Raw genomic sequence first — 26,007 nt, forward strand, 5'->3', positions numbered from 1 at the left:
CCTGCGGGTAACAGGACGGAGCGAATGTATAACATCAAGTTTGTCTATCTGTTCCACGAGAACGTCTCGCCAGCGCTGTTTGCGAAAATAATCCGCCCGTCCGTTGCCGGACAGTGGATTATGTCGGTTCCCGACCATTCGCTGCGCTCGCTCTTCACGCGCTACGATCTGTTGCGCACGATCACCGGTGCGAATCCTTATCAGTCCGGGCGCGATACCCGCACGCTGATCGCGCAGGATTTAGAGATGGGCAGAGTGGTTGGCATTGACGAAAGTTTTCGTGACTGGTCATCAGTAACGGAAATTTTTTACATCAATGCCAAAGGGCAACTCCAGGCTGCCTCGCTGGTCGGCCTGGGCTGGTATCCGGTGAGTACGATTGTCGACCGCTACGAAACCATGGTGAGAACGTACGGATCTCGCCCTGCGCCAACGGTACTGCCAAAACAGGTGGTGAAATCTAAAACGGCACAGGTGCCGGATGAACCTACTCCGGGCAAGGACGGTAAAACCTATGCCGGGCAGCTTCAGAAGATGACCAAAGCAGAGCGCTGGCAGGCGCGTAAAGATCTGATTGCGAAGGGGAGCAATAGCCTTTATCCGGATGCCCAGATCGCCGCGAAGCGTCTGGCGGCGAATAATATCGCGGTGGAAAAAGCGAAGCTTGCGGAAAATATTTATAAGACCGTGAACCCGCTGGAAACCACACCGGGCGTGCCGGAGGGGTGGACTGATATCAGTAATGACGATGCGCTGTTAGGAAAGTTCGGGCTGAACAAATCAATGCTCTTTGACGATGATACGTCCCCCAATTTTCTGGCGCGCGTCTATCAACCGAAGCCGGAAGTGTTTGGTACAGATATGAACCCCACACTGGTATTCAGGGGATCGCGCGAGCCTGGTTTCGCCTCTCTGTCTGATAATGTCTCCTCTTTACTGACCAAAGGGGAGCTGGCGCCGGTGGTAAACGGGGCTGACTGGTCGAATAACTTCTCACAGGGCATGGGTATGGCTTCAGATTATTATAAAAAGGCCGTGAGTATTGGTAAGGAGCTGGCAAGGTCAGGCCAGAATATTGATATTGCCGGTCATTCCCTTGGCGGTGGCCTCGCCTCTGCAACCTCTATGGGCAGCGGGAAAGCGGGGTGGACGTTCAACGCCGCCGGCCTGAATGCCGGAACCGTAGAAAAATACGGCGGCAAGATATTAGGCAGTACGGATAATATCCAGGCTTATCGGGTTGAAGGTGAGCTGCTGACGAAGATTCAGGAAGTTAACCCCTGGGAGGATCTGAAAACGATGAAAGGGCATGTCCCTTCGTGGATCCTCAAAGAGGAAATCTCTGCGCTGAGCCCTAATGCTGCCGGAATACCCCACGATCTTCCCGGTGGAACCGGAAGCGCGCTGGACCGCCACGGGATTAATCAGGCGATTGATTGCATAGAGCAACAGAAGGACGAGGATATTTCGATAATCGGGAGTCGATTGTGAAAAAACGGTTGATGGCTTTTGTCGCGTTATGTTTTTTATTCATGATTCAGGGGTGTAAGCAGGATATGGACCTTAATCCACAGGACTACTTCAGCGGTCAGCAGCTTGAACTGGCGAAAGCGATTGAAGAAGGTGATGTCGACGCGGTGAAGACGCTTGCACCAGAAAGCGATCTTAATAAACCGGGAAAGCAGGATATGACCCTGCTTTTTTGGGCCATCGGCAACGCGATTAATGATAAAAAAACATCGCCCCATTTAAAGGTGATTACGTTGCTTGTTAAGGCCGGCGCAGATCCGCTCCAGCCTCGACCGCAGGGAAAAAGCAGCCCTGCCGAATTTGCCCTGAAGGGGGACAGCGCAGACTGGATCAACGCTATGCTGGACGGTGGCCTTTCGCCCAATGTGAAAGATAAGGTCTTCCACGAACCCATCATCTTCCAGTCGCTAAAAGCGAAAAATACAGAGACGCTGGAAGCCATGCTCGATAGCGGAGCTGACGTCAATGCAACCAATTCACTGGGTAAAACGCTGGTGTTTGATGCGCTGGATAACCAGGCTTACGATCATGTCTTGTTACTGCTCGATCGTGGAGCGGACCCGTCAGTTAAGGCTAAAAATGGCTGGTCAATGAGCAATGCGCTTGCGGACGCGCTGAGTGGACTTGATCGAGGCAGTGAGCAATACGAGAAGTTAAACGAAATAAAAGAGAAACTTATTCAGAAAGGGGGCGTGTGGCCACCTGCGCCGGTTAAGTGATTGCTCAACTTTCATGAAAGCCATAGATAAGGTTTTTTCCGGAGTTTCCATAAGCCTGCACTCTTTGGATTTATAAAAACGAAAGTTCGTACCTCCAGACAAATCAACCCAGCATTGCATCAATCCAAAACCACCTCGTCGAAATTAGCTTTACGTTCATAAACGTTCCCAGCATAAACCATTACGGAATAAAGATTATGCTCAACCGAATTACCGTCCAGCTCCCGGTGGAGGGGCTGCTGTTCTGGAAAGTCTCCGGCCGCGAGGCGATGTCCGAGTCGTTCGCGCTGACGCTGACCCTTCTCGGCACAGACGCGCGCATTGACCGCAGCAGGCTGCTGGGCCAGCCGGTCACGGTGACCATCCCCACGCAGAACCTGCTTACCCCCCGCTATATCAACGGCAAGGTGACGCGCGTGGCGGTGAGCGCCGTGGAGCTGACGGGCACCCGCTATGCGGTGTACCAGCTGACGGTGGAGCCGGACCTGTGGCCGATGAAGCGCGACCGTAACCTGCGGATCTTCCAGGGCCAGACGGTGCCGCAGATTGTGAAAACCCTGCTGGGTGAGCATCAGGTTAACGTTGAGGATAAACTCACCGGCAGCTACCGGGTGTGGGACTACTGCGTGCAGTATCAGGAGTCGAGCCTGGACTTCATCAGCCGCCTGATGGAGCTGGAGGGGATTGCGTATCACTTCCGCCATGAGGCGGACAAGCATACCCTGGTACTGACCGACGCCGCGACGCAGCATCAGCCGTTCAGCGGCTATGAGGTCATTCCTTACCACCAGACGCCGTCCGGTGGCAGCACTGACGAAGAGGGGATCAGTCAGTGGGCACTGGAGGACAGCGTGACGCCGGGGATTTACAGCCTCGACGACTACGACTTCCGCAAGCCGAACGCGTGGCTTTTCCAGGCGCAGCAGAACCCGGCGTCACCGAAACCGGGCAGCATCGACGTGTACGACTGGCCGGGCCGCTTTGTGGAGACAGGCCATGGAGAGTTCTACGCCCGAATCCGTCAGGAGCGCTGGCAGGTTGAGCATCAGCAGATTCAGGCGACGGCCACGGCGGCGGGCATTGCGCCGGGCCACACCTTCACCCTGACCAACGCGCCGTTCTTCAGCGATAACGGGGAGTATCTGGTGACGGCGGTGGGCTATCACTTCGAGGAGAACCGCTACGCGAGCGGCGAGGGGGAAACCATTCACCGCACCGATTTCACCGTTATCCCGGCGTCGGTGTCGTACCGTCCGGCGCAGAGCACGGCGTGGCCGCGCACCTACGGCCCGCAGACCGCCAAAGTAGTGGGGCCGCAGGGCGAGAGTATCTGGACGGACAAATATGGCCGCGTGAAGGTGAAGTTCCACTGGGACCGTCTGGCGAAGGGCGATGACACCAGCTCCTGCTGGGTGCGCGTGTCGAGCGCCTGGGCGGGCCAGGGCTACGGCGGGGTGCAGATCCCGCGCGTCGGCGATGAGGTGGTGGTGGACTTTATCAACGGCGACCCGGACCGTCCGATCATTACCGGGCGCGTGTACAACGACGCGAGCATGCCGCCGTGGGCGCTGCCGGCTGCGGCGACGCAGATGGGCTTTTATAGCCGCAGCAAAGATGGCCATAAAGACAATGCCAATATTCTCCGTTTTGAAGATAAAGCCGGGCACGAGCAGATCTGGATCCATGCAGAAAAAAATATGGATACGGATATTGAAAATTCTGAAACTCATGATGTCGGTGTCGATCGTAGAAAAACCATCGGACAGGATGAGAATATAACGATTAAGCGGAACCAGAAATCAGATGTAGGTAATAATGTAACGCATAATATTGGTAACAAGCACGTTATAAACGTTGGGAAAGATCAAACCGTCTTGACCATGGATAAAGAAGGTAACGCGCTGCTGGAATCTGTAACCACGATTAAACTCAAAGTTAAAGACAACTATATTCTGATCGCCCCAGATACCATTGAGATTCACGTAGGCCAAGGCAACCTCAAAGCAGAGGCTGTGGAACAAGCCATCTTCAAAGGTGAAGAGCTTACAAAACTGGGTGATGGGATCAATACCGAGCTCAAGGCAAATGATACGGTGAGTATAACGGGAACTAACCTTACCGATATTAAGGGCGCGATTGTAAAAGTTAACAGTTAATCTGCGTACAGAGAACGCTATTATGGGAAAACCAGCCGCCAGAGCGCGCATTGATTCCAGCGCACATACTGGCCCAATTCAAAGCGGAAGTCCCAACGTAATTATTGGCGGATTTCCGGCGGCACGAAAAGGCGACCCGCTTTCATGTTCTCAACATGGTCAGGGAAGTATTCTCAGCGGTTCAACAACGGTATTTGTGAACGGTTTACCTCTCGCCAGGGAAGGCGACAAGACGGGTTGCAATACTTCAGCGACCCCTGCGGTCGCAACCACTCAACCTGCACCTCCGCAATATTGGGGAGGAACGGCGGCGAAGGATGCGGGTAAAGATGGTGCTATACATGGTGATGTTTACGACGCCCGGGTGCTCGGCGCCTATGCAAGTCTCGAAGATAAATCCGGCTTTGGAAAACCCGATACGGCTTCAGCCGGATTCGCGCTTGCCGATATCACGGTCGGGAATACAAAAAGCCAGGATAAATATAAAGGCGAGGTTCGTACAAAAGTAGGGGTGGCGAATGCCAGCGGCACGTTAGTGACAGATAGGGCCGATTACGGGGCTATCAACCTCAATGCTAACGCTACCGCGATACAATATGGCGCCTCGGGTAGCATTGGAAAAGAAGGGGAGCAATACGGCGGGGTTGGTGGGGACGTGTATCTGGCAACCGCTGAAGCGAAGGCTGTCAGTGAAATGTACGACGGTAATAAAGGACGTTATGGTTTTAATGTGGAACTTGGCGCAGAAGCAGCGGCGGTCAAAGGAGAAGCGACGGCTAAAGCCGATTTTTATGGCGTAGTCGTTGCCGATGGCAAACTTTCAGGGAGTGCAGGGAGCGCTGGCGCTTCTGCTGGCGTGGGAACCTGGATTGATAGTACAGATTATTCATTTAACCTCAAGGTGTCAGGTGAGCTTGCAGCGGCGCTTGGTCTGGGAGGGGATGCCAGTATCAAATTGGCTCTCAAACCGATCCTTGACTGGATTTATGACGATGATGAAAGTAAGCCGTCCCCAGCGGTGGGCAGTGGCGATGGTGTGATTAAGACGGGCTGTGTTACAGTCCTGATAGGAGATTAAAATGTGTAAATGGGGAACGTTGTGATGCATTGGTTTTTCTTTATTCTCTTTATGATCTGGACGCTAGCGCTAATCTGGAATGGAAAAGATTTATTTAACAAAAAACAATGGCTCCTGGCTGGGTTGATGTTCGTTCTGGTGCTAGTGGCTACAGTCGTCATTGGCTTTACGTTGAAATGGCTTGCTCAGTCAATGTCATTATTTTCCGTCGCAACGGCCAAACATTATTCGATCATCTTATCCATGTCTTTCCTGTGCGTCTGGGGATTAAAGGTCACAGTAGTCCTGCTGTGCACGTTATTTTCCGGGATTATGGGGGGGCACAAAAGATACAACGCAGAAAATTATGAAAAATTATCGTCTATGACACGTGCCGTGGCGCCTGGCTTACTTATCTTTGCTAAAAGCTTAATTACCCTCGGAAGCTTCCTTATGTTTTCGGGTTTATGGCTTAAGTAAGCGCGACGAGTGAGGTTGCATTATGGTTACTGAAAAAAAATATCTTTTTCCTCTCGAGATGAAGGATCAGGAAAAAGAGATTCGGGAAAAATTCTGGAAATGTCTCTATACCTCCGGAGAAAAAGAGATGTTCCATTACTGGCTACTGTTACCACAGAATGTTAAGCCAGCAGAATTAAAACCGGTCACGTTTCAGGAGGTTGGACTGACGAATATTGGACGATACATCGCCGATGACACCGGCCCCTATATTGAAGTCTGGGCTGCGTATGAACACTGCCAGTGGGAGATGAATGCGTCAGACTGGCTTATCAATAAGCTCGACTTAATGGGCGAGAAAGTACTGAGCCAGAGGATAATTACGCATCCTTCAGGAAGTGGGAAATTTGCGGATATCCTGTCCATTAAAAAGATGCCATCGGGTGATGAGGTCGTTTCACGGTATACGGTGCAAAAGGATTATAATCCTGTAAATGGTGGAGGGAATTACTTCCTTTTGAAAACGGCTTGTGGTTCTAAGGATTACAACTCGATCGCCGATACTATTTTCCTGATTGCTATCAACTGGGATTTAATGCATCGCAGCAATATGATGCTTTCAGAACTGTTGAAAACAGTTAGCCTTAGCAACAAAAATGACAGTGGATTTAAAATTCCGGATTCATGGCAGGTGAGTACACTAGATGATAATCGTCTGGTAATTGAACACACGTTAGCTAATGTCAACCATGGAGTGATTAATTTCTGTCTTTTCCGTCAGACTGATTATACTTCTGCGCAGGCTATTTTCGAAGAAGCAACTGCGCGTTTTAACCGTTACGATAGTGCGGTCTCTCTTGCGACGTCGGACATTGCCAGCATTCCAAATGATATCAATCTCACGTTTACAGGCGATCTTTATAGCTGTACTGGAGAGGTTGTCAGCGCTGCTGAGAATATCAGGGCTTATTACGACATGCGTATCTTCAAAATTAATGATTTATGGTGTTACGTTGAGGTGGTTGGGCCCCATCGTAATCATCGGGATTATTATTACGAAACCAATAAACGATGTATGGAAATCATTCTTTCTACGTTTCGCATAGAAAAACGATGAGCTGTCAAAGTTAATTCATGGCCATCTAAATAGAACCACAGAAATGTGGTTTTATTTTTGTTGCACAGAAACATGACCATAAACGCGGGTGAATATAAGCAAAAAACTCGCGATCAGATTCGTTCAAGTGGTTATGTTATCGATACGCTTGAGGCTGCGATGTGGTCCGTATGGAATACGGATAATTTCCGTGATGCCATTCTGCTGGCCGCCAATCTTGCCGATGATGCTGACAGCGTTGCGGCGACGGTGGGACAAATAGCGGGGGCGTTGTATGGTTATTCCGCTATCCCGCAGGACTGGAAAGATAAACTCGTACAACACGAACGTATTGCCACAATGGCGGGTAAACTATTCGATAGAGCACCTGAGGATAATTTTTTATAGTTAGAATTATCAAGGGTAAGCGAGGGCATATGATGACTTGCGATCAAGTATGGAATTTTTAGTTAACTGAATCTACTGCAATGAATGAAATGACAATGTTTGGTTACGTTGATAGAGCATTAACTTTAGCACAGAAAAGATATGCAGACGTCAAGAATCGTGATCCCCAATCCCCGCTTTTGCAAATGTACGACTCTATTGTACAACAATTATTATTTCTACGGGATTTAATCGAAGGCAAGGAAAAGGATAGAGCGAAATTATGGGATATGACGTTCGGTATGTATGCAGGGAAGGAGTTTGATCATTCTGATGAGTTGTTTTTTGAAAGGTTGTCAGATGCCTGGTTTATTGTGGATCAAATCCGCCGAGGGTTAAAGGTTAGGCTGCCGCATGAGGTCGATACCAACTATAATAAAAAGAAACAAAACCTCATGAAGAAATTCCCTGATGAATTTTAGTATTTCATATGAATAATATTTTTTATTATGGGTGAAAGGTGATTGACTTACATGCTGATTTAAATGCCTTGTTAAAATATGTTGATAGATATCGTAAATACTTACCCATTAGCAGACCTTCAGTCCAGCGAAGGATGCAGTATACTTATGATAATAAGCCATTAGAATCATCCTCAAATAGTGATGTACAAAAACAATGGGATTTACCACTACCATGTAATATCTCACTAGCGCAATCACGGGATCGTGCGGTAGGTACGCTTATTGGTCTTGCTGTTGGAGATGCTGTAGGTACCACGCTCGAATTTTTACCGCGTGACAGAGCATACGTCAAAGATATGACAGGAGGTGGGCCATTTCAACTTCGTGCAGGCGAATGGACGGATGATACATCCATGGCATTATGTCTTGCGGAAACGCTTCTTGAGAAAGGCGATGCTGATACTATATGTTTCAGGAATAAGCTTCTGGAATGGTATCAGCATGGTTATAACAGTTCAAATGGCGTCTGTTTTGATATAGGTAATACAACGCGATTCGCTTTAGAGCAATATTTAACAATTGGCCCAGGATGGAGCGGCAATACTGCTCCAGAAACTGCGGGTAATGCTTCCATTATCAGACAAGCCCCTGTCTCTATTTTTTTTAGAAAGTCATTAAGCAAAGCGTTTTATGAAGCTAAAAAACAATGTATCGCAACACACGGTGCCGCGGAAGCAATCAATAGCACGCAGTATTTAAGTTATTTGCTTGTGCATATGATTAACGGTAGCAATAAAGATTTTGTTTTTTCTCCGCACGTTATGCCGCTTCAGCCACGCGTAATGATTATCAACGCGGGTGAATATAAGCAAAAAACTCGCGATCAGATTCGTTCAAGTGGTTATGTTATCGATACGCTTGAAGCCGCGATGTGGTCCGTATGGAATACGGATAATTTCCGTGATGCCATTCTGCTGGCAGCCAACCTTGCCGATGATGCTGACAGCGTTGCGGCGACGGCGGGACAAATAGCTGGAGCATTATATGGTTATTCCGGTATTCCGCAGGAGTGGAAAAACAATCTTGTACAACATGAACGTATCGCCAAAATGGCTGGTGAATTGTTCGATAGAGCCCCCGAAGACACTTTCTTATAACTTTTTATCTCAATGAAACTACAGGAAAAGTAGTTTTATTTTGTGGCAAGCGAAGTCAATCTTACAGCTACTCATTATCACATCAACGGCGTTTCCGCTTTGCATACTGAGATGAGTTAACTTCTGGCACTGAGATTCGTCCATAGTGGAATAAAGATTATGCTCAACCGAATTACCGTCCAGCTCCCGGTTGAGGGGCTGCTTTTCTGGAAACTCTCCGGCCGTGAGGCGATGTCCGAGTCGTTCGCGCTGACGCTGACCCTGCTTGGTACGGACGCGCGCATTGACCGCAGCAAGCTGCTGGGCCAGCCGGTCACGGTGACCATCCCCACGCAGAACCTGCTCACCCCCCGCTATATCAACGGCAAGGTGACGCGCGTGGCGGTGAGCGCCGTGGAGCTGACGGGCACCCGCTACGCGGTGTACCAGCTGACGGTGGAGCCGGACCTGTGGCCGATGAAGCGCGACCGTAACCTGCGCATCTTCCAGGGCCAGACGGTACCGCAGATTGTCAAAACTCTGCTGGGTGAGCATCAGGTTAACCTCGAAGACAAACTTACCGGCAGCTACCGGGTGTGGGATTACTGCGTGCAGTATCAGGAATCGAGCCTGGACTTTATCAGCCGCCTGATGGAGCTGGAGGGGATTGCGTACTACTTCAGCCACGAGGCCGACAAACACACTCTGGTACTGACCGACGCCGCCACCCAGCACCAGCCGTTCAGCGGCTATGAGGTCATTCCTTACCATCAGACGCCGTCCGGTGGCAGTACGGATGAAGAGGGCATCAGCCAGTGGGCGCTGGAGGACAGCGTCACGCCGGGAATTTACAGCCTCGACGACTATGACTTCCGCAAGCCGAACGCGTGGCTGTTCCAGGCGCAGCAGAACCCGGCGTCCCCGAAGCCGGGCAGCATCGACGTGTACGACTGGCCGGGCCGCTTTGTGGAGACAGGGCATGCGGAGTTCTACGCCCGCATCCGTCAGGAGCGCTGGCAGGTGGAGCATCAGCAGATTCAGGCGACGGCCACGGCGGCGGGCATTGCGCCGGGCCACATCTTTACCCTGACCAACGCGCCGTTCTTCAGTGACAACGGCGAGTATCTGGTGACGGCGGCGGGTTACCACTTCGAGGAGAACCGCTACGCGAGCGGTGAGGGGGAAACCATTCACCGCACCGATTTCACCGTTATCCCGGCGTCGGTGTCCTACCGTCCGGCGCAGAGCACGGCGTGGCCGCGCACCTACGGCCCGCAGACGGCGAAAGTGGTCGGGCCGCAGGGCGAGAGTATCTGGACGGACAAATACGGCCGGGTGAAGGTGAAGTTCCACTGGGACCGTCTGGCGAAAGGCGATGACACCAGCTCCTGCTGGGTGCGCGTGTCGAGCGCCTGGGCGGGCCAGGGCTACGGCGGGGTGCAGATCCCGCGCGTCGGCGATGAGGTGGTGGTGGACTTTATCAACGGCGACCCGGACCGTCCGATTATCACTGGTCGTGTCTATAACGAAGCAAGCATGCCGCCGTGGGCGCTGCCGGCTGCCGCGACGCAGATGGGCTTTATGAGCCGCACGAAAGACGGTTCAGTCGACAACGCCAACGCCCTGCGCTTTGAGGACAAGGCGGGCGCAGAGCAGGTGTGGATCCAGGCCGAGCGTAATATGGACACCAGCGTCAAGAATGATGAAACGCACACCGTTGGCGGCGCACGCAGCCATTACGTGAAGAAAAATGAGCTGCATCGCGTGGAGGCTAATCAGATCCAGGCCGTGAAAGGCGGAACCGAGATCCTGACGGGTAAAGGCAAGCTGGATGCGGCGGTAGAGCAGTATGTTATTGCTTCCGGGACGAAGCTGCGGCTGGTCTCCGGTGAAAGCGCCATTGAACTGAATGCTAACGGCAAGATTAACCTGATCGGCAAAGAGTTTAATTTCTTTGTGGAAGGGGATGGTTATATCACCACGGGCGGTAAGCTGCACCTGAATACCTCTGGCACAAAACCGGGCACCACGGCACCGGGGTCAGGGCATAAAGGGGATATTGATGCGGCGGTGCAGGAGAAATTTGCGCCGGGAAAGGAGAGTAAGGCTGGTGTGGCTGCCAGCGCACCTGCCGAAACCTCTAAAAACGCTACGCCTCAAGCATCCAATGTTCCTTCAAGCGGATATGGAAAGGATGTAGATAGTCTTGTCGATAAATCACCTACTATGAAAAATGACATAGCTACGTTAAAGAAACGAGGCTGGACATTTGAAGAAGGTGAAGCAGGCAAGGGGACGTTTGCCAATCGTCAAAAGCGCGTTATTACCGTTGATAAAAATGAGCTCGGTAACCCGAATGCAGTCGTTCAGTCTCTGTCACATGAAAGTGGTCACGCTTTATATGAACCCAACATTGATTTTTCTTCGCGCGACGCCTATCTCAACAGCACACTCAGTGATGAAGGCGCTGCAACGTTGAACAATATCCGGGTCCAACGCGAAATCATAGCCAACAAGGGTGGGGATATCGGTATTGCAGGCAATCCAGCAAATCAGACACAATATAATCGTATCTATGATTCTCTCGAACGTGGGGCTATAAAGGAAAGTGAAGCGCGTACGCAGATAGGCCGTATCTTTGGCAAAGGCGAACAAACGTCTACCACAGGGCAATATTACGAAGATTATTATGGCGGTTGGTATGATAAAAATTATCCATAGTCTAAAAACGGGTGCGGTGCTTGCGGCTTTATTAACGACGGGAATGGCAGGAGGTAACATGCAAAAACAGGATCTTTGGCAGTTCATTACAGAAATGAGCGCATCACTCAAAACGTTGTCCGTTAACAGTCTGGATAACGCTCCGTTGTCATTCAAGCTAACGAAACAGAATGAATATATCAATTTCTACAATGCCGACGATATCAAACTGGCGGATGGAACGAACATTACTGCAATTGATTTACGTTTAAGTAAAGAAAGTGAAGGTATGGCACCGTTACTGAATTTTTCACCGTCCGGCCAGTGCATCACTCTCGACACGGTTAAAAAACATTATCCGCAACTGACGTTAACTGATTATCCGCGAGGCCGTTCGGAGAACGAAGTGACCAGTTATACAGCGCCAAAGGATATGAATGGACAAAAAATAAGCTTCAGTTTCACGGTAAAAAAACCTGACTGTTTGGGTGGGATCGCTATTAGCGCTGACTAAAAATGCTTATTTCATTACTCACCGCTTTTTAAAGTGGTGAGTAGCATAATATTTATCCAGCAAATGACGATTAACGTGAAAAAAAGCCTTTCTGTCTCTCTTTTTTTTACCCTCATGTCTACCTTTCTGAGTAGTTATGAAGTAGTAGCTCAGACTATGCCGCCCAGTCTGGCTAAAGAGGATTTTTCTCTGCAGATAAAAGACCAGATTTTGGCACTGGGCGATAGATGGACTCCTGAGGTTGCGCGTAAAATTGCACTTTCTGTGGAAGGTAGTTTTGTCGGTGAGGTTCCTTTTGACGGAACGAACTATAAATTCTACCAGCATCAGAAGACTGGGTTAAAAATATTCAGTTCCAATCTCTGGTGGGATAAAACCGAGCGAAGTGTTGACGATTATATTGTGGCGCAGATTACGCTAACTACTACGGATAGCAAAACAGCTCGCGGGATCCATATTGGTTCAACATTAAATGAACTTAATAAAACATATGGTGGTGGCCAGGTCGAAAATGATTCCGGGGAGCAGTGGGTTTCCTATGAATTGGGTAAGAAATTACTCTCTTTTGAGGTTAAAGACAGTAAGGTTGTAAAAATAACAATGAATTACGATAATGATTCTTTAGAGTGATTTATGACCAAGAAATTTCTGGCAGTCGTATTGTTCACTGCTTTATGGGCAGGCGTAGGTAAAACGTCAACTGCGCTTGAATTATCGCAATACAATAACCTCAATACGGTAAATCGCATCATTAACGTTAGCGAAGTGACAGACAATCTCAGGAAGACGCTGGGAAATCATTACCAGACCTTTATTGATAACTTTGATGTCTTCGGTGAACCGCATACCACCACAGGTGGAGGATTGTTTGTCGAAGGCTGGCTAAAGGATCTCTGCCAGGAGAATGCGTCAGCGCTGGTCATCGATCCTGACGGCAAAATATTTGCGGCCTGGGTGGTTCCGGAGTCGGACGTTATTCATTACCAGTCTTCTGATAATAGCCCGGTTATTCATGCCGATATTAAGCAATGGGCTGCCAGATTCAATGCGATGCATTTTGCAACGAACATCCAGGCAGGCCTCGCGTTTGACGGGGACTGGGCTGGCGAATTCGAGAACGACTCGACGTTAACACTGCGGTTAGCTGAATCAGGCAACCGGATCACCGGCTCTTATTGCTATATCTCCCAGAGAGGAAACCGCATAGATTGCCCTGAAGATGATGAGCAAAATCTTAGCGGTACGATCGCTGGCAATCGTGCCAACGTTGAGTTCAACTCATCATTTGGCGGCCCAGGCGGACGGGCTGTTCTGGAAATAAAGGGGAGTGAGATGGAATGGCGTTTAGTTACTCCTCCTCAAAAAGGAAATTATTATGCTCCGCAGCGTTATACGTTACGTAAAGCCGCTTCGGTTCAAAACGCTGAAACCAGAAAACTGGACACCAAAAGGTTCGCTATTTCTCTTATAAATAAGTGCGGTCATTTTGATAGCGAATGTGACCAGATGGCCTATCTCGGCGTGCGCAAAAGCGATAACAGTACGATCTCCTTAAGGGGAAAAACGTTGCACGACTCCGCAGGTAAAATAATCGGCTCAACGTACAAGAATGGCGAGACCGTTTACACCGTAACGTATGCACTTGTGAAATTGGTTGTCAGCAAAGGCAGTCATGTTTTAGTCGAACAGTCAGGCCAGTGGCTTAAATAAAACAGCCCGCCAAAAGGCCAGCACGGATTGGCCTCTTTTGTTTCTCACAATATTAATCATCCCGAGTTCACTTATGAAATACACCCTCCAGGAAGGTTCCTTTACCCTTTTTCCTGCCGCCTGGCAGGACAACAGCATGAACATCATTCGCGATGACGAAAGCGGGCTGTCCGTGGTAGTCAGCCGCGGCGTTATCCCGGATGGCAGCGACTACGAACAAGAGTTTCACCGCCAGTGGGACGTGCTGCGTCCTCAGATGGGTGAGATCGCCCAGAGCGAATTTCAGCACGTAAAAGCCGGGTCTGCCGGCAACATTGATGGGGTTGAAGTTGAGACCACCTTTGACCGTAACGGCCAGCGCCTGTGGCAAAAACAGCTGGCCGTGCAGACGCCAGGCAAACCGGTACTGATGATTTTTACCCTCTCGGCCTTAAAAGCCTTTACGGAAGAGGACGAGGCGCGCTGGAGCGCACTGAAGCAGAGTCTGACGCTAAACGACAACCGGAATGTGTAAGGCATGAGCGATAACAACGCGGCCCGTAAGGGCGACGAGATTATTCACTCCAGCATTTTTGCTGATATTACCAGCATTGTGGCGGAAGGCGCTGCCTATGCGGTGATTGGCGCGGCGGTGGGCGCGGCAGCGACCGTCGCGGCCCCACTGCTGGGAGCCGGGGCCGCAGCAGCAGGCGTGGCGGCGATTGGATCCAGCTGTCTGTTGAGCGGCATTATCGGCGGGGTTCTGGCGAACGTCGCCGGGATCACCGACGATATCAGCAACGCCGCTGAAGGGCTGGGTAACGCGCTTTTCCCGCCGTCGCCCGCGGGCAAAATCACCACCGGTTCGAGCAATGTTCTGACAAATAAACTTCCCGCTGCGCGCGCCGCCGGGACGTTAACGCCTGCCGATACCCCGTCCCCTGAGCCGCAGTCGCCGGGCAGCTTTGCCGACTACGCGGGCATGCTGCTCTCCGCTGCCGGACAGTTCGGCAGCGAGATGTGGCAGCCGAGCGTCGCCTCTGCCGCCGCAGGGACCTCGCCACTGGAAGAAGACAAGGTGGCGTGTGATAAGCACTCCGGGCCGCAGTATCTGGCGGAAGGCTCGAAAAGCGTCTTCATCAACGGACAGCCTGCGGTGCGCGCAAAAGATCGCACCACCTGCGAGGGCACCGTTTCCGACGACGTATCCCCGAACGTGATCATTGGCGGCGACACGCTCACGGTCCGCGACATCAAAAGCGGCAAAACGCCGGGTCTGGCGCTGGGGATGATTGCGCTCTCCCTGCTGCGCGGGCGTCCGGGCAAGATCCTGAAAAACATGCCCTGTGCGCTGGCTGCTGCCGGTGGCGGGATGCTGGCTGATATGGCCGTCAACGCCGTATTCGGCTCTTCGCACCCGGTTCACGCCGCTACCGGCGTGAAGGTGCTGAATGACGACGACGAACTCGATTTCTCGCTGCCGGGGCGCTTTCCACTGCGCTGGCAGCGCAGCTACAACAGCCTGACCACCCGCGAAGGGCTGTTTGGTCTGGGCTGGGCTACCACCTTTGACAGCTATCTGACGCTGGAAGAAAACAACGCCACCTGGTTCGATGAAACCGGGCGCGAGCTGAGCTTCGAGCTGCCGCCGGTCGACCGCGTGTTTTACAGCATCAGCGAAGGCATTATCATCCGCCGCAATGAGAGCGGCGACGTGGCGATAGCCGACGATGACGGCGCGGTGTGGCGTCTGTATAAACCGACCCGCGCTAACCCCTCCATCCTGCGCCTGGCCTCCCTCAGCGACGAATACGGCAACGCGCTGCTGACTGAATGGGATGAGCACGGGCGGCTGGTCGGTCTGCACGATGAGCCGCGAGCGATCGATGTCACCCTGCGCTATGACGATGAACGTTTCCCGCAGCGCGTTACCGCTGCCAGCCATTTTGACGGCAACCAGACATGGCCGCTGATGCAGTGGGGGTACGACGCGCGCGGCCAGCTGGCCAGCGCAACGGATGCCTCCGGCGTGGTTACCCGTGAATACCGTTATAACGATGATGGCCTGATGGTCTGGCACCGTCTGCCGGGCGGGCTGGAGAGCGAATACCGCTGGCAAAAATTCGACCACTGGCGCGTGGTGGAAAACCGCACCAGCACCGGCGACGGCTGTCGCTTTAGCTACGATTTAGCCGCCGGGCTGACGACCGTCGATCACTACGACGGTCAGACGCGAAAGCATTACTGGAACGCGCAAAACCTGATTGTTCGCTACGTTGACGAGCGCGGTGAGAACTGGCGCTACGAGTGGGATGACAACGAACTCCTCACGCGTCGCATCGATCCGCTGGGTAATGCCGTTACCTTCGTCTATGACGAGATGGGCAACCGGGTGCAGGAGATCGACGCCGACGGCAATACCCGCACCACCACCTGGCTGGAGCACCGTGCGCTTCCGGCGTCCATCATCGAAGCCGACGGTAGCGCCACCCGGTTCCTGTATGACGAACATCACGGACTGAAACGCGTGGTGGATCCGATGGGGCAGACCACGCTGCTGCGTCGGGACGAGTTTGGTCAGGTTGTGGAAGAAGTCGATGCCGCCGGGAACAGCCGTTACCAGGAGTACAACGAGGCCGGGCAGATGGTGCGTGCGACGGACTGTTCGGGCCGAGTGACACAATACCGTTATCATCCGCTGGGCTGGCTGGTGGCTGAGATAAGCGCCGACGGCGAAGAGACGCGTTACCGCTACGACGCCGCGGGGCGTCCGGTGCAGCTCGACCGACCAGAAGGCTGGACCGAGTCGCTCAAATGGAACGAACGTGGCCTGCCGGTGAAGCATGCGGGCGCCGACGGGAAAGAGAGCGAGTTCAGATACGACGAGGCAGGGCGCTTAACCGCCACCCGTAATACGCAGGGTGAAGAGGTGCGCCGCCGCTGGGACAGCCGCGGGCGTCTGATTGCCCTGGAAAACGAAAACGGCGAAGCGTATCAGTTCCGCTGGGGCGCAGACTCGCTGCTGCTGGAAGAGGTGGGGCTGGATGGCGTGGCCTCGCAGTATCGCTACGATGCCTGCGGGCGTACGATAGCGCGCACCTTTGCCGCCGGACATCCGGAGGCCATTACCCATGCCTTCGCCTGGAGCGCGAGCGGCCAGCTGGTCGCCCGCACCACGCCGGAGGGGCAGACCCGCTACCACTACACCCCGTCCGGCCTTCTGAGCCGGATTGGGCTGCATCCCGCGCTTTCAGCCGATGCCTGGAGCGCCGAGGCCGAGCAGGAGCTTGTGTTTGAGTATGACGCGCTCGGGCGCGTCACGCGCGAAACGGGCGAACACGGGGAGCTGGCGTGGGAGTATGACGCGCTGGGTAACCGCACCTCCGTCACGCTGCCCGATGGCCGGGAGCTGAAACAGTTCTACTACGGCAGCGGGCATCTGCTCAGCATCGCGCTTGATAAGCTTTCGGTCTCCGACTTTACCCGCGACGAACTTCACCGTGAAACCAGCCGTACGCAGGGGCTGCTAACCACACGCAGCGAATATGACCGCCTTGGCCGACTGCATCGCCGGGACGTCTTTACCGGCAATGCCCAGCGCCCGTCGCCGCGCCGCTGGTCCCGCCGCTGGGATTACGACTATCGCAATAACCTGGTCCGCGAAGAGCGTGACGATAACCCGTTCAGCTGGTACCGCTGGCAGTATGACAGCGCCGGACGTCTGCTGGTTCAGGACGGCACGCTGCCCGGCCAGGAGCAGTGGCGCTGGGATGCAGCCGGTAACCCGCTCGAAGGCTCTGCTGAGAAGGTCACGCACAACCGCCTGACGCAGCTGAATGGCATTCGCTGGCGCTATGACATCCATGGTCGCACCGTGGAGAAGGATAACGGCCAGACCCGCTGGCACTACCGCTACGACGGCGAGCACCGCCTGACGGAGGTCATCAGCCAGCCGCGGGACCGCAACAGGCCGCAGACGCAGGTCAGCTTCCGCTATGACCCACTCGGACGACGCATCAGCAAAACGCGTCGCCAGATGGTGGGCGGACAGCCAACCGGTAACCCAGTCACCACCCGGTTTGTCTGGGAAGGGTTCCGGCTGTTGCAGGAGGTGCACGGGGATGTGCCGCTGACCTACGTCTATAGCGATCAGGACAGCTACGATCCGCTGGCACGTATTGACGGCGTTGATGCCCCGGAGATCTTCTGGTTCCACTGCCAGCCCAACGGCACGCCGGAGCGGATGACGGATATCGAAGGGCAGGTACGCTGGGAAGGGGTGAGCAGCGCCTGGGGCAAGCTGCTGCGGGAAAGCGAGACGCAGGTATCAGGATATTCTCAGAACCTGCGTATGCAGGGGCAATACCTGGATCGTGAGACAGGGCTGCACTACAATCTGTTCCGGTATTATGACCCGGACTGCGGAAGGTTTACGCAGCAGGACCCGATAGGGCTGGCGGGAGGGATAAACCTTTACCAGTATGCGCCGAACGCGCTGGGGTGGGTGGATCCGTGGGGGTTGAGCCGAAAATGTAAGGATCCTTCTAAAGAAGCGACTCAATGGCAAGGCCCTCATAATAAAGACTATAAAGGAATCGATAGTTACTCGAACAGAACGCTTAAAAAAGGAACAGTCCTTTATGCATTACATCCAAATGGTGATCAGTTACCTTCATATACCGTAACTCATCCTACAGTTAGGCAATATAAAGGTGATTCATTAGGATATCATGAAGCGTTACAGGTGAAACTTAATCCAGATTTCCCATTGCGAACAAAGGTTAGGGCATATTATGTTTCTGAGGATATATTTGTTGCTAGTGGTCGTGCTAATGCGAATCCGCAATACGGAAAAGGTGGAGGGATGCAATTCTATATACCTGAAGAAGCACGTAGTAAATTAATTCCTGGCAAGGTGATAGATATATGAAAAAAATGACATTAAATTTTAAAGATGGAAGCATTAAAATTGATGGCTACTCGATTGAACTTAGTTCTTTTGAAAATTTTACTTCTTCTGAATTTTACAAAGCCCATTCTGAATTCACTAGGATAGGTAAATTTTATTTTGCGAAAGATGATATTGAATGGGAAGGGCAGAACTTTATTGTGGAGTTTAGACCAGCTGTTTTTTCATTTAATTCATCTCTTTTTCTTACAAGTAAAGATGGGGACTTCTATCAAACACTTAAAGATTGGGAACTTAGAGCATCGTTAAAAAACCTTAAAGATGAAGAAAGAAGACTGACAGACTGGATTCAAAATAAACTTTCCAAAGAGAAAATGGTAAAGATAAGTACCCCCCCTTATGGAGTTACATGGAACTTTGAATGGGGTGAGCTAACAGTGCAATCAAATGAAAGATCCTTTGATTGCGGTATATACATAGAATGGAAAGATTAAAATTTAGTATAAATGGAGAATTATAGGGTAGCGCAGCAGACTCCAACAAGGCTTGCGTATGAACAATGCCAGAATTCCCAATCAAGAAACATTGTTCCATGAAAGGCCTTGCAAACCCTAAAATTGAATCTGAAATTATCTCCTTTGTTGAAGTTTCACGATGATAAAAAATATGCCGTGACTTTAGAGCAATACCAAAAAAACTGGCAAGCTCTCCCTGAGCGAAAGTTCGAATGGGAGCCAAACCGGTTTTCTGCCTGCATGTATAGTGTTTATTTTGTTCTCACTACTATGCTGAGGCAAAGAAATGGGGGAAGACGACAATGCGGACCAGTGGATCGGGTATAGTAACGGCATCCTTAATCGATCACGGCATGGTCTTTTAGGAGTACAATCAATTCGAGGAAGCGTATAAATATTTTAACGATGCTTATAACTACGGCAAAGAGCGTGCGTTTCAGGATAGACCTAAAAAATATCTAGAGTTTTATCTGCGCAAAAGGGATAAGTTCGTTACTCTATAAAAAAATCAAACATTACGCGTGGATCCGACTACGCCAGGTAGGTCGTATGAATTACCATCAATATGGGCAGAATGGCTTGAAGAAGTAGCGATTCCAGGCTCCGGGAATGTAAGATAGGTTACTATATGAATATCAATAAAGATGACGAACTCCTTGTGATAGTTAAGTATGAAGGAAGATTTTATTGGTTCGTTGCGTTCAAGGAAATGTGGGTCTTAGACAGAGTAAAATGGGTAGAGGATTTTGTGAAAAGTGGGGTGAAAATAAACCTACAGAATACCCATAAGGAAAGATATGACATACCAGTTGTAAATGAAGAAAACGCGCAGATATTCATTGATGATTTAATTAAAGATGGCTATTCATACGATAAGGATGACATTGCTGAGAAGTTTTATAAAAGGCTTTCGCAAAAAACAATTTGGTGGGATATATATGAACTTATGCCGGATTTATTTATAGACTTTGATAATAAAAGATTATATTCGGAATATGTTGAGACTATGTATTATCAAGAATATGTTCCTGATGGTTGGCAAGGTGAACTTGTTGATTTTTGCAGTAATGGATCGTTACCTCAAGATGAAATTTTCTGGATAAAAAATGAAACTGATCATAGAAGCGTTTTGATCGCTAAATGATAAAATATATTTTCGGCAAACCATTTTTAGACAATGCAATGGTCGATTCAATACGCCAATTTGTGTTTGTATTAAGCGAGACAAAGCCGTTACCAACCGTTTTGACCATCTTCAACGCTCAGGGTGAAAAACTATTTTGGTCTGCATCTCCTGAAGGTGCTATTTTCTATTACTTAACATTAAACCAGTCAAAGGAAGTGGTTGATGTATGTAATTTTACAGTAATACTAAATGGCTGGCATAATTGGTTTTATTCTTGGGATATGAAGCGTAACGCGTTGTCTAGATCAGGACCTTCGTACTAAATTCACATTTAACATTAAAATTACAGCGACAAGAGTGCCTGAAACTGGCGTACGCAAAGGGGGTATACCTGCTAAAGGTGAGAGACTTGCCTGACCAGCAGAGCGTTTACACCAGCACCCTTTTCAGACGTTAAAATTTGCGACTGCCGACATCATTCTCTTTACCATGTAAAAAAAAATCCACGCCCAAGCGGGTTTTTTTCCCATTAAAAACAACTCAAAGGTTAAACAAGAAGTTCATCACATCGCCATCTTTAACGATGTAATCTTTGCCTTCCGCACGCATCTTGCCTGTTTCTTTCGCGCCTTGCTCTCCCTTGTAGGTGATAAAGTCTTCAAACACGATAGTCTGTGTACGAATAAAGCCTATCTCGAAATCGGTGTGGATTTTATCGGCCGCCTGAGGCGCAGTCGCACCCACACCCACAGGGATGGTCCACGCACTTCTTTTACGCCCGCGGTGAAGTAGGTTTGCAGGCTGAGCATCTCATGGCCCGCGCGGATCACGCGGTTCAGATCCTGCTCGGCCATGAAATCTTCACGATCGGCGTCGTTCATTTCAGCGATATCGGATTCAACCGCGTTCCAAAACGCTACCACTACAGAACCTTTATCGCTTGAAGAGTCTGCTGAGAAGGTCACGCACAACCGCCTGACGCAGCTCAACGGCATTCGCTGGCGCTATGACATCCACGGTCGTACCGTGGAGAAGGATAACGGCCAGACCCGCTGGCACTACCGCTATGACGGCGAGCACCACCTGACGGAGGTCATCAGCCAGCCGCGGGACCGCAACAGGCCGCAGACGCAGGTCAGCTTCCGCTATGACCCGCTCGGGCGCCGCATCAGCAAAACGCGCCGCCAGATGCTGTTTGGGCAGCCGACCGGCAAGCCAGTCACCACCCGGTTTGTATGGGAAGGGTTCCGGCTGTTGCAGGAAGTGCACGGTGATGTGCCGCTGACCTACGTCTACAGCGATCAGGACAGCTACGATCCGCTGGCGCGTATTGACGGCGTTGATGCCCCGGAAATCTTCTGGTTCCACTGCCAGCCCAACGGCACGCCGGAGCGGATGACGGATATCGAAGGGCAGGTGCGCTGGGAAGGCGTGAACAGCGCCTGGGGCAAACTGCTGCGGGAAAGCGAGACGCAGGTATCAGGATATTCCCAGAACCTGCGTATGCAGGGGCAATACCTGGATCGTGAGACAGGGCTGCACTACAATCTGTTCCGGTATTATGACCCGGACTGCGGACGATTTACGCAGCAGGACCCGATAGGGCTGGCGGGAGGGATTAACCTTTACCAGTATGCGCCAAATGCGCTGGGGTGGGTGGATCCGTGGGGGTTGAGTCGTTGTAAAAATGACTGGAATGAGTTTCAGAAAAAATCTAATAAGCGTCAGTTCTCTTCGAGAACACAAGCATCTAAGGCCTACGCGTTATGGAAGAAACAAGACTGGGCGGCATTAGAGAAATTTATGGGCGATGGTGCCTGGCCTCCTAATCGTGGATTTATTACTGCAACGAAAACGACTCTAAAACCTGGTACAAAAGTTGACCGCTACGGTGGTTGGACCGATGCAGATGGTTTCCGCGATAGTGGTACGTTTATATCCCCTGCGGGATCATCTTTCGAGGGGAGAGCCCTCCAACAAAATACTTTAAACAAACCATATTCGGTTTATGAAGTTCTAAAACCGTTGCCGGTAGATAGTGGTCCTGCTATACCATGGTTTGGGCAACCGGGCAGAGGAACCCAATACGAAACATCCGAAGCGATCGAAGCACTAATTGAAAATGGTTTTTTGAGGAAAATATGACTTTAATTAATTTTCAGAAAAGAAAAGAACTTATCCATGATGGGCTTGAAGATGACTTCTTAAGGAACGAAAAAGAAATATCCTGTCCATGTTGTGATGCTGTCGTTCGTTTCGGTTTATATAACTCTAAAAGTTTTGATAAGCTTGAGGACTGCAAAAAAACAAAAATGGTAAGTAAGATGCGAGGCGTAAAGTTATCAGATGGTTTAATCCCGGGCTATAGATACAAAGAAAGCCCACTAAGGATATCAGAAAAAAAATGTTCAAAAGGAATCCATGATATTTTTGTCATCTTTACTTATAAAGAGATACAACCCGCTCGTTATGAATCTTATTTAATAGGTGTTTTTAATAGTAATGATGTTTAGTATTCTGCTATATTAAATGTGATTTAAAATGCCTTTGGGATGAGGCTCCAGATTTTAGGGTTTTCGGTAACAACCTGAGAGTAATCTTTGGATGGGATAAAAATATCATCACTCCCGTAATAAATTGTTCGATTATATCAAGCATCATTCAACATGGGTCTTATATAATTTATATTTAGAAGGGTTGATAATTTTATGCAGTTAGGACATGTATGATTGCTTACTTAAGATTCATTAGAGAAAACAACGCGCTCGAATGGATTCACTGTTCAAGAAATATAAGTCTAAACATACCTCGCTTAGATATCGCTATGGTCGATCCTACACGCCAGTTAGTCTTTGCATTAAGCGAACCAAAATCATTACCAACCGTTTTGACCATCTTCAATGCTCATGGCGAAAAACTATTTTGGTCTGCACCTCCTGAAGGCGCGACTTTTTATTACTTAACATTCAACCTGTCAAATGAAGTGGTCGTTGTCTGTAGTTATCCAGTAAAACAAAATGGCTGGCATGATTGGTTTTATTCCTATGATATGAAGCGTAACGCATTGTCTCGATCAGGCCCTGCGTATTAATATCAAATGAGCCCAAAAAATGATAACAATAGCCGGTGGCAAAAGAGATACTATATAAATAATTCCAACAAGTGGTTTAAAAAGGTGTGCGTAAAGGGGAATTATCCTGGCCTCCGGAAGACGGATCCCAAGAAACGGCAGTGTCATTCTCGCTAAATATAAGATTCTTGACTCTTTTGAAGAGCGCTTAGGCGAGGATCTTTTTCAGGCGTTAAAGCTTGTGACTGCCGATATCATTCCTTTTGAACCCAGCATGAAAACAGAACTCTTAAACAATGTGTTTTAGCCACGCAATAAAAAAATCAAACGTTAAACAAGAAGTTCATCACGTCGCCATCTTTAACGATGTAATCTTTCCCTTCCGCACGCATCTTGCCTGCTTCTTTCGCACCTTGCTCACCCTTGTAGGTGATAAAGTCTTCAAACGCGATAGTCTGCGCACGAATGAAGCCTTTCTCGAAGTCGGAGTGGATCTTACCAGCCGCCTGAGGCACAGTCGCACCGACAGGGTTGGTTCACGCGCGCACTTCTTTCCGCCCGCGGTGAAGTAGGTTTGCAGGCTGAACATCTCATGGCCCGCGCGGATCACGCGGTTCAGAGCCGGTTCGGCCATGAAATCTTCACGATCGGCGTCGTTCATTTCAGTGATATCAGATTCAACCGCGGCGCAAACCGCCACCACTACAGAATATTCACCGCTCGAAGATTTTGCTGAGAAGATCCCGCACAACCCCCTGACGCAGTCTTTGCTAAATTATTTAAAAATCACACTATTGAAAAATAAAAGATGGAAGTAATATGGATAAAATAATATTTAATAATTATGGAGTGATCCTTATCGAGAGAGAAGGGCGTTTATTTATTAGGTTTTATTCAGGGGGGATGGTTATGAAAGAGGAGGAGGAAGAAGTGAGTATTGATGCGGCTAAAAAAGTTCAAGTGAGTGAAAAAGATGCTTGTGAGGTTTTAATTTCTATCGAAAATAGAAAAAATAAAGTATAGACTTCATTTTTAATGAGCAACTATAGGTCAGCGACAAAGAAGGCGCATCTAATTATATTGGTGATTTTTACATAAAAATAGTAGAGTAATCTAAATGTATTTTTTAGAAAGAAAAGATGCAGGGAAAATGCTCTTTGAATTCTTAAAGAGAACTTTAATAAAAGAATCTGATATCGATGAGTTAATGAGCATGGCAATTAAACATGAGTCCGGCCCTCCTATGAAAGGCATAATGTTTAAATATGATAAAATGGAGAGAAATGAACTCACCGCACAAGATAGAGATGACCTTAGTACATTGATGCATTTTTATGGTCCGTGATGAGATATATCAATTCTTTTCTTTTAAAATACTATAATTACAGAGACAGGAAAGTTATCAATAATCAAACAGATTATATTTTTATTATTTCTCAGATAAAATATTCAATCCAAAACTAAATTCAAGGTTGTTTTCTTAATAAAAAATTCCTCAAACATCAATGGAGTCTCGAGGCCGTTTTAAAAAGTGAAGCAAGCATCAATATCAAAAAATTCAACATCATCCATGTATAAAAAACATTTTTATTGAGAGCGAACATGATCGCTGACTTCAGGTTTTCCAGAGAAAAAACATGCTCGAATGGATCTTCTCTTCAAGAACTATAAGTCTAAACACACCTCGCTTATATGCCGCCATGGTCGATCCTGCACGCCAATTAGTCTTTGCGATAAGCGAACCAGAACTATTACCAACCGTTTTAAAATCTTCAATGCAGAGGGCGGAGAGCTATTATTGTCTGCACCGCCTGAAAAGGCTTATTTCTATTACTTAACATTAAATTTGTCGAAGGAAGTGGTTGTTATCTGTAGTTTCGCAGTTCAACAAAATGGCTGGTATGATTGGTTTTATTCCTTTGATATGGTTCATAACACGTTGTCTCGATCAGGACCTGCGTACTAAATTCGCTATTAATAATAAAAGTTATATTGGCCCACAGGAAAAATCACAATATTTCCAATGAAGGAGCATTGTTCCATGAAAGACCTTGAAAACCCAAAAATTGAATCTGAAATTAACTCCTTTGTTGAACAAGGAAACGAGTTTCACGATGATAAAAAATACGTCGAGGCTTTAGAGCAATACCAAAAAGCCTGGCAAGCTCTTCCTGAGCCAAAGTTCGAATGGGAACTCGCCAACTGGATCGCTGCCTGCATGTACAGCGCATGTTTTGATCTCGCGGATTACGCTGAGGCAAAGAAATGGGGAGAGACGACATTACGGACACGTGGATCGGATATAGACACTGCACCCTTAATCGATCTCGGCATGGTCTGTTATGAGTTGAATCAATTCGAGGAAGCGTATAAATATTTTAACGATGCTTATAACTACGGCAAAGAGCGTGCGTTTCAGGATAGACCCAAAAAATATCTAGAGTTCTATCTGCGCAAAAGGGGATAAGTTCGTTACTCTA

Annotated in this window: 21 protein-coding genes and 4 pseudogenes; 23 read left to right on the forward strand and 2 right to left on the reverse strand. The window is 49.4% G+C overall.

Features of this window, described 5'->3' with window-relative positions; translation table 11 throughout:
• The first annotated feature begins 24 nt into the window (after positions 1-24).
• From H2Z33_RS18190 to H2Z33_RS18270, 17 genes and pseudogenes are all read left to right on the forward strand, one after another.
• Entirely contained in the window at positions 25-1,491 is a 1,467-nt protein-coding gene (locus H2Z33_RS18190) for a hypothetical protein (RefSeq protein WP_063134688.1), read from the forward strand.
• An 11-nt stretch (positions 1,492-1,502) separates the two neighbouring features.
• The gene (locus H2Z33_RS18195) at positions 1,503-2,249 is read left to right on the forward strand and encodes an ankyrin repeat domain-containing protein (protein ID WP_032103586.1); all 747 of its coding nucleotides are present in this window, start codon (positions 1,503-1,505) and stop codon (positions 2,247-2,249) included.
• A gap of 197 nt (positions 2,250-2,446) precedes the next feature.
• Positions 2,447-4,405, forward strand: coding sequence for a type VI secretion system Vgr family protein (locus H2Z33_RS18200; protein ID WP_063134687.1), 1,959 nt, complete (start codon positions 2,447-2,449; stop codon positions 4,403-4,405).
• Between the two features lie 22 nt (positions 4,406-4,427).
• Entirely contained in the window at positions 4,428-5,483 is a 1,056-nt protein-coding gene (locus H2Z33_RS18205; RefSeq protein ID WP_063134686.1) for a PAAR domain-containing protein, read from the forward strand.
• Positions 5,484-5,507: 24 nt separating this feature from the next.
• A complete protein-coding gene (locus H2Z33_RS18210; protein WP_022651399.1) occupies positions 5,508-5,942 on the forward strand; it encodes a hypothetical protein in 435 nt (144 codons plus the stop codon).
• Positions 5,943-5,964: 22 nt separating this feature from the next.
• Positions 5,965-7,038 (forward strand): hypothetical protein, encoded by a 1,074-nt coding sequence (locus tag H2Z33_RS18215; protein ID WP_063134685.1) that lies wholly within the window; start codon positions 5,965-5,967, stop codon positions 7,036-7,038.
• A gap of 63 nt (positions 7,039-7,101) precedes the next feature.
• Positions 7,102-7,425: pseudogene (locus H2Z33_RS18220) on the forward strand (ADP-ribosylglycohydrolase family protein); the annotation flags it as partial.
• 80 nt (positions 7,426-7,505) lie between these two features.
• A complete protein-coding gene (locus tag H2Z33_RS18225; RefSeq protein WP_022651396.1) occupies positions 7,506-7,886 on the forward strand; it encodes an immunity protein Tsi6 family protein in 381 nt (126 codons plus the stop codon).
• 38 nt (positions 7,887-7,924) lie between these two features.
• Positions 7,925-9,025 (forward strand): ADP-ribosylarginine hydrolase Tri1, encoded by a 1,101-nt coding sequence (gene tri1, locus H2Z33_RS18230; RefSeq protein WP_063134683.1) that lies wholly within the window; start codon positions 7,925-7,927, stop codon positions 9,023-9,025.
• Between the two features lie 159 nt (positions 9,026-9,184).
• The gene (locus tag H2Z33_RS18235; RefSeq protein ID WP_063134682.1) at positions 9,185-11,725 is read left to right on the forward strand and encodes a type VI secretion system Vgr family protein; all 2,541 of its coding nucleotides are present in this window, start codon (positions 9,185-9,187) and stop codon (positions 11,723-11,725) included.
• On the forward strand, positions 11,706-12,218 hold the full coding sequence (locus H2Z33_RS18240; RefSeq protein WP_063134681.1) for a hypothetical protein: 513 nt from the start codon (positions 11,706-11,708) through the stop codon (positions 12,216-12,218). The genes H2Z33_RS18235 and H2Z33_RS18240 overlap by 20 nt, the downstream gene beginning before the upstream one ends.
• A gap of 75 nt (positions 12,219-12,293) precedes the next feature.
• Positions 12,294-12,848 (forward strand): hypothetical protein, encoded by a 555-nt coding sequence (locus tag H2Z33_RS18245; protein ID WP_074133762.1) that lies wholly within the window; start codon positions 12,294-12,296, stop codon positions 12,846-12,848.
• Between the two features lie 3 nt (positions 12,849-12,851).
• Positions 12,852-13,928, forward strand: a complete 1,077-nt coding sequence (locus H2Z33_RS18250) for a hypothetical protein (protein WP_063134679.1) — start codon at positions 12,852-12,854, stop codon at positions 13,926-13,928.
• A gap of 73 nt (positions 13,929-14,001) precedes the next feature.
• Entirely contained in the window at positions 14,002-14,442 is a 441-nt protein-coding gene (locus H2Z33_RS18255; RefSeq protein WP_017384279.1) for a DcrB-related protein, read from the forward strand.
• Positions 14,443-14,445: 3 nt separating this feature from the next.
• On the forward strand, positions 14,446-18,837 hold the full coding sequence (locus tag H2Z33_RS18260; protein ID WP_063134678.1) for an RHS repeat-associated core domain-containing protein: 4,392 nt from the start codon (positions 14,446-14,448) through the stop codon (positions 18,835-18,837).
• Complete coding sequence (locus H2Z33_RS18265; RefSeq protein WP_015570344.1) at positions 18,834-19,310, forward strand: hypothetical protein; 477 nt, start codon at positions 18,834-18,836, stop codon at positions 19,308-19,310. The genes H2Z33_RS18260 and H2Z33_RS18265 overlap by 4 nt, the downstream gene beginning before the upstream one ends.
• A gap of 649 nt (positions 19,311-19,959) precedes the next feature.
• Complete coding sequence (locus H2Z33_RS18270; protein ID WP_058688658.1) at positions 19,960-20,475, forward strand: hypothetical protein; 516 nt, start codon at positions 19,960-19,962, stop codon at positions 20,473-20,475.
• 522 nt (positions 20,476-20,997) lie between these two features.
• On the opposite strand, the pseudogene H2Z33_RS18275 reads toward H2Z33_RS18270, so the two are convergent.
• A pseudogene (locus tag H2Z33_RS18275) lies at positions 20,998-21,401 on the reverse strand (DUF933 domain-containing protein); the annotation flags it as partial.
• On the opposite strand from H2Z33_RS18275, the pseudogene H2Z33_RS18280 reads away from it, so the two are divergent.
• The 3 genes and pseudogenes from H2Z33_RS18280 to H2Z33_RS18290 all read left to right on the forward strand — a co-directional run.
• Positions 21,397-22,602, forward strand: a pseudogene (locus H2Z33_RS18280) (glycohydrolase toxin TNT-related protein); the annotation flags it as partial. The pseudogenes H2Z33_RS18275 and H2Z33_RS18280 sit on opposite strands and share 5 nt — an antisense overlap.
• Positions 22,599-22,970 (forward strand): hypothetical protein, encoded by a 372-nt coding sequence (locus tag H2Z33_RS18285; protein WP_006810924.1) that lies wholly within the window; start codon positions 22,599-22,601, stop codon positions 22,968-22,970. The pseudogene H2Z33_RS18280 and the gene H2Z33_RS18285, both read left to right, overlap by 4 nt.
• A gap of 212 nt (positions 22,971-23,182) precedes the next feature.
• The gene (locus tag H2Z33_RS18290) at positions 23,183-23,548 is read left to right on the forward strand and encodes a hypothetical protein (protein WP_071992880.1); all 366 of its coding nucleotides are present in this window, start codon (positions 23,183-23,185) and stop codon (positions 23,546-23,548) included.
• Between the two features lie 302 nt (positions 23,549-23,850).
• On the opposite strand, the pseudogene H2Z33_RS18295 reads toward H2Z33_RS18290, so the two are convergent.
• Positions 23,851-24,242 (reverse strand): annotated as a pseudogene (locus H2Z33_RS18295) (DUF933 domain-containing protein); the annotation flags it as partial.
• Between the two features lie 104 nt (positions 24,243-24,346).
• Between H2Z33_RS18295 and H2Z33_RS18300 the strand changes: the two are divergent.
• The 3 genes from H2Z33_RS18300 (at position 24,347) to H2Z33_RS18310 (ending at position 25,994) form a co-directional block, all read left to right on the forward strand.
• Positions 24,347-24,550 carry a hypothetical protein gene (locus H2Z33_RS18300; protein ID WP_032653883.1) on the forward strand — a complete coding sequence of 68 codons (204 nt, stop codon included), beginning with the start codon at positions 24,347-24,349 and terminating at the stop codon, positions 24,548-24,550.
• Positions 24,551-24,644: 94 nt separating this feature from the next.
• Entirely contained in the window at positions 24,645-24,872 is a 228-nt protein-coding gene (locus H2Z33_RS18305) for a hypothetical protein (RefSeq protein WP_063134675.1), read from the forward strand.
• Positions 24,873-25,568: 696 nt separating this feature from the next.
• Entirely contained in the window at positions 25,569-25,994 is a 426-nt protein-coding gene (locus H2Z33_RS18310; RefSeq protein ID WP_047735509.1) for a tetratricopeptide repeat protein, read from the forward strand.
• Positions 25,995-26,007 lie beyond the last annotated feature (13 nt).

It is taken from the genome of Enterobacter sp. YSU, assembly GCF_016082135.1.
Classification (GTDB): Bacteria; Pseudomonadota; Gammaproteobacteria; order Enterobacterales; family Enterobacteriaceae; genus Enterobacter; species Enterobacter hormaechei_C.